Raw genomic sequence first — 9,711 nt, 5'->3', positions numbered from 1 at the left:
TACATTGTTAATGTATCGACCTACATTGTTAATGTATCGACACATACCCGTCAAAATAAAATTGACAAACCACTACTAGCGCTTTCACATTATTAATGTATCGACCTACATTGTTAATGCATCGACTTACATTGTTAATGCATCGACTTACATTGTTAATGCATCGACCTACATTGTTAATGCATCGACTTACATTGTTAATGCAGCCTTTGTTTAACTAATTTCCAACAACACTTTTAACACACCTCTGGTTTGAGCATGATCAAAAGCTGCTATTGCTTCCGTAAGTGGGTAATGGGCTTGAATTAAAGGTTGTACATCCACTTTTCCTTCTGCTAATAGTTTGAGTGCAGGTGAAAAAGGGCCGCAACGTGAACCAATCAGAGTAATTTCATCTACTACCAAAGAGGAAGCATCTAAACTGAGATTACCAGCATAGGTACTTTTGAGTACTAAAGTACCACGAGGACGTAAAGCGCGGCGAGCGATCGCAAATCCTTCAGCATTACCAGTACACTCTACAGAAATATCAAAAGTCCTATCTGTAACCGCATCTGCAAAGCCTGTTTTGATATTCCGTGCCTCCAGATGAGCTAGCTTATCACGATGTCGCCCTACTACCAAAAGATCACAGCCTGTCAAAGCTAAAGTTTGGGCTACTAATTGTCCTAGCTTACCATCCCCAACAACTAACACCCGGTCATCTGGATGCAATGCTATCTGTTGCTGAATTTCCAACGCCGCAGCTACAGGTTCAGTAAATGTCGCTACTGCTGTGGAAACACTTTCTGGTACAAGATGAAGATTTTCTACAGGTAAACAAAGATACTCTGCAAAAGCTCCATTGCGGTTGACAATACCAAGCACAGTCCGATTTTCGCAATGAGTTGAATTTCCGCTACGACAAAAGCGACACTTCCCACAGACAGCGTTAATTTCGCCAACCACACGACGATTCACCAAATTTTCTGGGCCTTGTTCCACAACACCAACAAATTCATGACCTAAAATGCCAGTGTAAGGGTAATAACCTCTGGTGAGTTCTAAATCAGTGTTACAAATACCAGCAGATAAAACTCGTACTAATGCTTCCCCTAATGGCGGTTCGGGAATGGGGATATTAGTACGTAATTGGAGTTGCTTATTTTCCAGCCAGAGTCCTTTCATATTAAGAGCTAAATTTATTCAGCGTTGTATAAAGAAAATGACAATATTTATGCAAACCGAGTTACTGGCGTACGCGAAAATATTAACAAATCAACAGCAAAGTTTCCAAACGAGAAGACTATTTTTTTACTTTTGTGCTTTGACTTTTTACCTGAGCATCTTGACTTTACCTGCTTGTGCTGAAACTATCAAAACTTCTTGTCCTCCGAAGTTAGTCATGACTGCGTCGCCGAGTAATCTAGATAAGATCTTTCCTGACTGGGATAAAAGTTGTGGGAAACCAGAGAATTTTATTTACAGTCGCTCAAAGATGTTATCGGAACTAGCACAAGCAAATATAGTGTATTTGGGGGAAACTCACGACAGTTCAGTTGATCATCAAAATCAACTGCAAATTATTCAGGAACTCCAGCAGCGTCATCCGAAAATTGCGATCGCCATGGAAATGTTTCAGCGTCCCTATCAAAGCGTTGTTGATCAATATTTAGCGGGTAAACTTACTGAACAAGAATTATTAGAGAAAAGCGAGTACGAAACACGCTGGGGTTTTCCTTGGGAATATTATGCTCCGATTCTCCGGTTTGCGAAAGACAAACAACTACCAGTCTTAGCTTTAAATACTCCAACGGAAATTACACGCAAAGTCGCCAGTCAAGGATTAGAAAGTCTTACAGTATCTGAGAAAAAGTATATTCCGCCTTTTGCAGAAATTGATACAAGTAACGCAAAGTATCGCCAATTGTCATTACAAGCTTTTCAACTGCATCAAAGTGCAGGACATGGTAATAGTTCTGGTGCTGAACGGTTTTTTTTGGCACAGGTATTATGGGATGAAACAATGGCAGAAGGAATCGCTAAATTTATCAAAGCAAATCCAGATTATCAAGTGGTGGTGTTAGCTGGACAAGGACATATTGTATATGGTTACGGAATTCCTGGCCGTGTTGCACGTCGTCTTGGGACTCAGAAATTAATACAGCGTTCTGTTTTACTGAGTCCTCCTCAAGAAGCAATCACAAGTAAAGATGAGGTGGCGATCGCGGATTTTGTTTTTAAATAATAGATTGAAGTGTCGTTTTAGCCCGAAATTAAAATTTGGGCTGAAAGCTAAAGTTGGTTTTTAACCAACTGGCTCAGGTTTTAACCCATTTAAATGGGTTTAAGCTTTGAGCCGAAAATTTATTTTACGGCTAATTGCAACTGGTGCAAGATGTCAGACCCAAAAAATATTTGTGTTTTTCCGAAATGCTGAACTTTGGCTTTGTAGCCTACAATAACACCACTCAATGGTGATTATGAATTAAATCTCCTAACTTCAAAGTGCTATATCCTAAACTCACCACACTGCTACAACAGTGTGGTTTTATATTGGGAGTTTAATTTTCGTCTTCTTGTGATGTGTCTATCAATTAGTTTCTTTTTGGTTACCGTTCAAATCTTTAAATTTTCGAGATATGGCTTAAACGTAGACACCAATTCTGGACGACTGACAACTAAAGTGGGGAAAGAGCGATCGCTATAATCAACTCCACTAGACAAAGGAAAAGGTTCAGATTTGAGTGAAATCCAACTTCCACCTGCCGCTTGAACTATAACCCAAGCCGCAGCAATATCCCAAACCTTTGGTGTTGCTTCAATACCACCAAGTACAGCACCTGTAGCAACTGTCAGAAAATTGTAGCTAGCAACGCCCAACATCCTAATTTTACAGGGAAAATCTTTTTGAATTATCGAAGTGCTACGGGAACAAAGGTTAAAAAAGTGATGTTGACTAGGTACTTCATCGCTAATTTTAATCGGCTGATAATTACGAAAAGCCCCAGTGGATGCGCCCAACCCCGATGAACCTTCCCAAAAGCCGTGAAATGATTCTCTCAGTGGTGGCACGTACACATAACCAAAAACAGGCGTACCTTGATACAATAAACCTAGTGAAATTGACCAGATAGGAATACCCCGTGTAAAATTAGTCGTGCCATCCAAAGGATCAACAACCCAACACCATTCTGTGCCAGGGAAAACCTTGTCACCCTCTTCCGTCAAAATTCCATAACCAGGAAATGTAGAGGCGATCGCATTCCGCAATTCTTGATCAGCCCATTTATCGGCACGAGTTACTAAAGATCCATCAGCTTTATGGGAAGCTTGTACTTGCCCAAAATCTTCCATTAACTGCTTACCTACCCTAGCGGTAGTAATTTGAGCAAACTCTAAAACTGTAGTCCAAAGTTCTGTCATTTTATGAATGGTCAAGGGTTAAGGGTATCTCTGTCAACCTGAGTAAAAACCTGCTTTAATTGGCTGATTATTTACGATTCGACTTGGTGTCTACCTACGGAAGTCGCTTGCGCGTCTAAGATGTCTTAGTGGTTCAATTAAGATTTATTTTTTCACCACCCTTCGGGTTCGCCACCTTGCCTACTCTTACGAGAAGCCGCTGGCGCGTCTACGTGACGGGAACCGCCAAGACGGCAAGTGGACTCACGAAGACACTAAGACACTAAGCTAATCTAATTCGCTTTCCAAGATAGATGCGATCGCTTGTTTTGCATTCTGCTGAAATTCTGTGACATTCACGCGAGTTAATAAACTAACTGCTAATAAAATCACTACAGCCTGGGTAGCAAACACCAATCCATAAGCTAATAGTGGTGTTGTCAGTAAAGATTTACCCAGGTTTAGCACTGCGCCACCAGAAACTGTAGCTAAGGCTCTTGCCATTGCTTGCGCTAACCCCCAAGCACCAATGAATGTACCAGCAGTTTCCGCAGCAGTCAGATCCAGCATTAAGCTTAACGCTCCAGTTGTAGTCACACCAGAAGCAAAGCCAAACAAGGTTAAACTCCATTGCAGGAATTTAGGATTAGCAGTTGTCCCGGCTAGGAGAATTATTATCAGGGAGACTGCCACAGCGATGCATCCGAGCTTAGTTGTATTTTTCTTACCTAAACGAGGAGCAATCAAAAAGCCCGTTACACTCAAGCCAATTAGGGTTCCTGTACCAAAGAAAGCATTGAGTTTTGTGGTTTCGGCGATCGTCATGTTAAAGACTTCACCACCATAGGGTTCCAAAACAGCATCCTGCATAAACAAGCTGAGTGTCATCAACAGCAAAAATGTGAAAAAGATAGCTGTTTGGCGGCTAGCAGTTAACACCTGTATTGCCATACCTAAAGTGATCTTATCTTCGCGGTTAATTGCTGTGGAACGCATCGTATAGCGGGAATATTTCTTTTCCACACCGATAGTTCCTAATAGGCAAAGTCCAAATGCAATACCTGGGACAATCAAAAACAGGCGATTGACTTGGGTTTGGACTACCTCTAGAGGTGCGTCTAAGGCAATTTGTCTGAGTAAACCACTGCTGATAATTGCTCCAATAATAATACCCACCATCAGCATTGACCACACAACCCCCACTAATTTTGAGCGGTTGTCTTCATCAGAAACATCAACTAACAACGCTGCAAAAGGTGTGGAACTAGCACTGATAGCAATTCCATAGAGGGCAAAAATCAAAGCTAGAAGTAGCGCCCAACCAGAAGATTGAGTTGTCCAACTTCCTGATTGCAAGCTCAAGCCTAATTGCCAAACAACTTGCACAGCTATAAATGAAACGATCGCAAATAAAGCCGCACCTACCCAAACATAACCACTACGGTGATAGCCGAGTAAAGGCTTGGTGTCTGACATTTGCCCAAACCACACTCTAATCGGAGCCACAAATTGATGCATGGCGATCGCCCCAGCTACAATTAGTGCTGGTACTCGTAACTCCTCAATCATGACTCGATTTAGCACTCCCAGAGTCAGAATCGACATGATGCCCAATGCCATCTGAAATAGGCCTAGTCGAAACATAGTCCATAGTTTCACTTTGGGAATGGATGTGGATTTTCCTGACTCGTTTGATTCAGAATTGGGTGACACATCACTAGTTGCCATAACCACTCCCAATCAAAACAGCAAAATTATTTCATAATATCCAAGATAAACCGTAATCAGTTAGCTAGAGACACGATGTTCCTCGCGTCTGTTAATGAGATGAGAAATGTAAAGTTAAACTAAATAAAGTGTAAAAAAATGTAAATAGGATTTGTCAAAGTGGAAACCATCACATTGGGGCAAAATGGGCCAGTTGTTACACCCCTGTGTATCGGTACTTGGGCTTGGGGCGATCGCTTGTTTTGGAATTATGGCAAAGAATATGGACCAGAGGAATTGCAAGCCGCCTTTAATGCTTCCTTAGAAGCAGGTATCACTTTTTTTGACACAGCAGAAGTTTACGGTTTCGGGCTTTCAGAAGAATTACTAGCGCAATTTCTGCAAAAAACAGACCAAAAAGTACAGATTGCAACCAAATACGGGCCTTTTCCCTGGCGCATTACAGGACAGTCTGTCGCTGATGCCTTAACAGAAAGTCTCAAGCGCCTGCAAGTCCAAAAAGTTGCGCTTTATCAAGTACATTGGCCTTTTAGTTTTTTAATGAGTCAAGAAACTTTGATGAGCGCCCTTGCAGATGAAGTGCAACGGGGCAGAATTGCAGCAGTAGGAGTGAGTAATTACTCAGCTCAACAAATGCGAGAAGCACACCAAATATTAGCTAGGCGTGGCGTGCCTTTAGCTGTCAATCAAGTGCGCTACTCTTTACTCACTCGCCAAATTGAAAGCAATGGTATTCTCAACACTGCTCGTGAATTGGGCGTCACAATTTTAGCTTATAGTCCTTTGGCGCAAGGGTTACTAACTGGTAAGTACAGCGTTACTGGAAGCACTACCCCCAGTGGTGCGAGAAAATTAGACTCGCGCTTTAGCAAAGAAGGCTTACAAAAAATTGAGCCAGTCATCTCTTTGCTACGCCAATTTGGGGAAAAATATCATCGCACTCCTGCTCAAGTATCCCTGAATTGGTTGATTGCCCAAGGCAATGTTATTCCTATTGCTGGGGCAAAAACAGCGCAACAGGTACAAGACAACGCAGGCGCTTTGGGCTGGAGATTAACTGACGATGAAATTGCCCAATTAGAAGAAGTTAGTCGTCCTTGGCTCAATTGAATTAACAGTCATTTGTCCCTTGTTCTTTGTCCTTATTTATTACAAATGACAAATGACCATTGACCAATGACTACGAAGCTGACTCTCTAGCTGGATGAGAACCAATCTTTTTCGGCATCGGCGTATCTCCTCGTCGTCCTGTCTTCAGTTTGGGCTTGCCAGAACCACGTTTGTCTCCTTCACCTGCTTCTGATGATACCCAAGAAGAACGGCGGGAGCGCTGTTCACCGCTAGATTCACGGTTAGACTCGCGACGATTTCCACCTCGTAGTTTAGGTTTGGGGGTGGGTCTGAGGTCTTCTTCGGGGTAGTCGGCTTCTGATAGTAACCAAGCGGGGCGGGTTTGGTCGTAAGCAATTTGTAATGCAGCTGCGGCTATAGCATGAGAGTCATATTGCTCGCTCAACTGGCTAACGATGGATAAAAATGAAGCCATACGTTCGCCCACCAAAGCTTCCTGCACTTGGGTTTGTAATTTCTCCAGCTGTCTAGTTTCAATTTGCGCCCGTGTGGGAATCGAAAGTAGTTGCCAACTTTGACGCACATGGCGTTCAAACAACTGCTGTTTACGTCGTTCAAACGGCTGCACCAAGGTAATAGCAGTACCTTCTTTACCTGCCCGACCAGTACGACCGATGCGGTGAACATAGGTCTCTACGCTATCGGGTAAATCAAAGTTGATGACGTGGGATAGTTGGTCAACATCCAAACCGCGCGCTGCAATATCAGTAGCTACTACCCAGCGCACCTGGCGGTTACGGAATCTGTTTAACAAACGTTCCCGTGCTTGTTGGGATAAATCACCGTGGTATTCATCAACACTGTGACCAGCAGCTTGTAATTGGTTGGTGAGTTCAGCTGCGGTGCGTCTAGTGCGAACAAAGATCAAAGCTGTTTCTGGATCTTCCATTTCCAGAATTGGCTGTAAAGCCTTGACTTTTGACCAATGACGTGGTACTAGATAAGCTACCTGATTAATTTTATTCGGAGCAGCTTTTGGCTGTTCAACGGCAACTGTTACTGGATCGTTGAGGAACTTATTCACCAACTGGCGAATAGATGGCGGCATTGTCGCGGAAAATAAAGCTGTCTGCCGTTCTTTAGGTGCTTGGGAAAGAATTTTTTCCACATCATCAATGAAGCCCATACTCAGCATTTCATCGGCTTCATCTAAAACAAACCATTTGATATTATCCAGTTTCAGACAACCCCGTTCTAGCAAGTCTATGACTCGCCCTGGTGTACCCACAACCATGTGAACACCACGCTTGAGTTGTAAAATTTGGCGGTCGATAGATTGACCACCGTAAATTGCCATGACACGCAATCCTTCGTTGCCAACAAACTCACTGATGGCAGCTTGGACTTGAATTGCTAACTCTCGAGTTGGGGTCAAAACAAGTGCTTGCACTGCTTTTTTACTGACATCTAGACGTTCTAGAATTGGCAGAGAAAAAGCTGCTGTTTTGCCTGTACCTGTCTGGGATTGACCAACTACATCACGACCAGCTAAAAGTTGAGGAATCGCTTGAGCTTGAATATTGGTTGGTGTGGTAATACCAATTTTTTCAATCTGCTGAACGCGTTCTGGTGAAATACCTAATTCTTGAAAAGAAAGGGTCATTAAATCTCCTAATTTGTATTTAGTTATTGCTTATTAGTTAGTGGTTAGTGGTTAATAGTTGGTTGTGTACTACTAATTACTAACCATTCCGTACAAGTCGTACGTATCAGCTTCTTTGATAGCTACTGGTACGATAGTTCCCAATCTTGATTGGCCACTAACGTAAATTTGACCATCTACTTCAGGGGCAAATCTTGCAGAACGACCGATTAATTCTCCTGTTAAGGGATTTTCTTGTTCAATCAAAACATCTACTACTCTGCCAACTTCTTGCTGATTTTTACGTAGAGAAATCGGCTGTTGCAGTTCCATCAGTACGTCCCGCCGCTCATCTTTGATTATTTGCGGTAACTGTTCGCTGAGGCTGTAAGCTGGTGTTCCTTCTTCTGGTGAGAAGGTGAAAACACCCACATGGTCAAATTCATGGCGTTGGATGAAGTTAAATAGATGCTGAAAATGTTCATCACGTTCGCCAGGAAACCCAACTATAAATGTTGTCCGCAGTACCGCCTGTGGTAGTGCCTCCTTGATGCGTTCGATAATTGCATCATTGACTTGTCCTTGCCATGGACGGTTCATAGCGCGGAGAATTTCGCCATGAGAATGTTGTAAGGGCAAATCCAGATAAGGTAAGACATTAGGTGTTTCACGAATCGCCGCAATCACATCTGGAGTCAGTCCTGTGGGATAAGCGTAGTGCATCCGAATCCAGGGTATATTTACTTTCCCCAAAGCACGGAGCAATTCGGCTAATTTGGGCTTCCCATAAATATCTATACCGTAATTTGTGGTGATTTGGGAAATCAAAATGATTTCCTGTACCCCTTGAGTTGCTAGTTGTTCAGCTTCCGCGACTATTGATTCTATAGTACGCGATCGCTGATTCCCCCGCAGATGCGGAATGATACAAAATGCACACCGATAATCACATCCTTCCGCAATTCTGACATATGCCACACCTTCGGTTGTAGTGCGATAGCGGGGTGTGGTTTCATCGGCTATGTAGGTTGGTTCGGCGCTCACTTCCCTGACGCGATCGCCCTGTTCTACTCGTGCAATCACATCAACTATTTTGTGATAATCACCTGTTCCTACTACCGCCACTGCTTCGGGCAACTCTTCCAATAATTGCTCCTGGAAATGTTGCGCCATACAACCTGTTATGACGATTTTTTTCTTGGCTTCTGCCAGGTCTACTAAAGTCCTAACAGATTCCTCCCGAGCTGCTTCGATAAAACTACAAGTATTAACAATAACGTAATCTGCTAACTCTTCATTAGAATCTACGCCATAGCCTGCTTCTACCAGCAGTCCTAACATATGTTCCGTATCAATTCGATTTTTTTCACAACCCAGGTGAGATATCGCAATGGTTGGTTTTTCACCCATACTATAAATATAAGGTTTTTAGTTTTCTTCACTCCAAAAGTTAAATCTTAACTAAGGATTTTCAGACAAGTCATTGAACCAAGAAAAAATGGGCCAGGCTTTAACAACTCAACTAGCCCACGGGTTAAATCGTGGGGAGGTGTTCAGTGCCGTTTCCGGCACTGAACAAGCCTCGCCCATTTTTTCTAAACGTTCTAACCCAGACATTTGCTCCAGAGGCAACTCTTTGACATCATGCCCACATCACAAAATCCAAACGCACCCAAAGGAATCTATGATCCCGATGAACTGCAACAGAGATCATGCTAATATTTTTTTACTATTCTGTGTTTCCAAGGGAAAAACAAATAGCTGTTGGGTAAAATAGACACTCGTAACTTTTTGTTGCAAATTGCTTTTGGTATTTTACATTACCGCAGCGCGTGCGTTGTGAATCTACTCTACCCTAAAAGGAGCCACTTTCCCCTATGGGATGT

General features: G+C 42.8%; 7 protein-coding genes. 2 read left to right on the top strand and 5 right to left on the bottom strand.

The features are described 5' to 3' along the window. Positions 1-213 precede the first annotated feature (213 nt). Positions 214-1,167 (bottom strand): MDR/zinc-dependent alcohol dehydrogenase-like family protein, encoded by a 954-nt coding sequence (locus B4U84_RS21990; RefSeq protein WP_131120561.1) that lies wholly within the window; start codon positions 1,165-1,167, stop codon positions 214-216. A 49-nt stretch (positions 1,168-1,216) separates the two neighbouring features. Between B4U84_RS21990 and B4U84_RS21985 the strand changes: the two genes are divergently transcribed. Then, positions 1,217-2,227 (top strand): ChaN family lipoprotein, encoded by a 1,011-nt coding sequence (locus B4U84_RS21985; protein ID WP_242677679.1) that lies wholly within the window; start codon positions 1,217-1,219, stop codon positions 2,225-2,227. Between the two features lie 371 nt (positions 2,228-2,598). Here B4U84_RS21985 and B4U84_RS21980 read toward each other — a convergent pair whose 3' ends face one another. Both B4U84_RS21980 and B4U84_RS21975 read right to left on the bottom strand, forming a co-directional pair. Then, positions 2,599-3,405, bottom strand: coding sequence for an inositol monophosphatase family protein (locus B4U84_RS21980; protein ID WP_131120559.1), 807 nt, complete (start codon positions 3,403-3,405; stop codon positions 2,599-2,601). 267 nt (positions 3,406-3,672) lie between these two features. After that, complete coding sequence (locus B4U84_RS21975; protein ID WP_131120558.1) at positions 3,673-5,112, bottom strand: BCD family MFS transporter; 1,440 nt, start codon at positions 5,110-5,112, stop codon at positions 3,673-3,675. A gap of 159 nt (positions 5,113-5,271) precedes the next feature. On the opposite strand from B4U84_RS21975, the gene B4U84_RS21970 reads away from it, so the two are divergent. Next, positions 5,272-6,222 (top strand): aldo/keto reductase, encoded by a 951-nt coding sequence (locus tag B4U84_RS21970; protein WP_131120557.1) that lies wholly within the window; start codon positions 5,272-5,274, stop codon positions 6,220-6,222. 70 nt (positions 6,223-6,292) lie between these two features. On the opposite strand, the gene B4U84_RS21965 is transcribed toward B4U84_RS21970, so the two are convergent. Together B4U84_RS21965 and rimO are read right to left on the bottom strand one after the other, a co-directional pair. Beyond that, a complete protein-coding gene (locus B4U84_RS21965) occupies positions 6,293-7,846 on the bottom strand; it encodes a DEAD/DEAH box helicase (protein ID WP_131120556.1) in 1,554 nt (517 codons plus the stop codon). Between the two features lie 72 nt (positions 7,847-7,918). Next, a complete protein-coding gene (gene rimO, locus B4U84_RS21960; protein WP_131120555.1) occupies positions 7,919-9,235 on the bottom strand; it encodes a 30S ribosomal protein S12 methylthiotransferase RimO in 1,317 nt (438 codons plus the stop codon). Positions 9,236-9,711: the final 476 nt, after the last annotated feature.

The organism is Westiellopsis prolifica IICB1 (assembly GCF_004323185.1).
GTDB classification, from domain to species: domain Bacteria; phylum Cyanobacteriota; class Cyanobacteriia; order Cyanobacteriales; family Nostocaceae; genus Pelatocladus; species Pelatocladus prolificus_A.
Note: the sequence above shows the minus strand (reverse complement) of the source record. Positions and strands in the feature narration are given on the sequence as shown.

What these genes read in the sequence shown, in the direction of transcription:
- B4U84_RS21980 (WP_131120559.1), bottom strand. Translation starts at nt 3,405, where the DNA reads ATGACAGAACTTTGGACTACAGTTTTAGAGTTTGCTCAAATTACTACC.
- B4U84_RS21975 (WP_131120558.1), bottom strand. Translation starts at nt 5,112, where the DNA reads ATGGCAACTAGTGATGTGTCACCCAATTCTGAATCAAACGAGTCAGGA.
- B4U84_RS21965 (WP_131120556.1), bottom strand. Translation starts at nt 7,846, where the DNA reads ATGACCCTTTCTTTTCAAGAATTAGGTATTTCACCAGAACGCGTTCAG.
- B4U84_RS21985 (WP_242677679.1), top strand. Translation starts at nt 1,217, where the DNA reads ATGCAAACCGAGTTACTGGCGTACGCGAAAATATTAACAAATCAACAG.
- B4U84_RS21990 (WP_131120561.1), bottom strand. Translation starts at nt 1,167, where the DNA reads ATGAAAGGACTCTGGCTGGAAAATAAGCAACTCCAATTACGTACTAAT.
- rimO (WP_131120555.1), bottom strand. Translation starts at nt 9,235, where the DNA reads ATGGGTGAAAAACCAACCATTGCGATATCTCACCTGGGTTGTGAAAAA.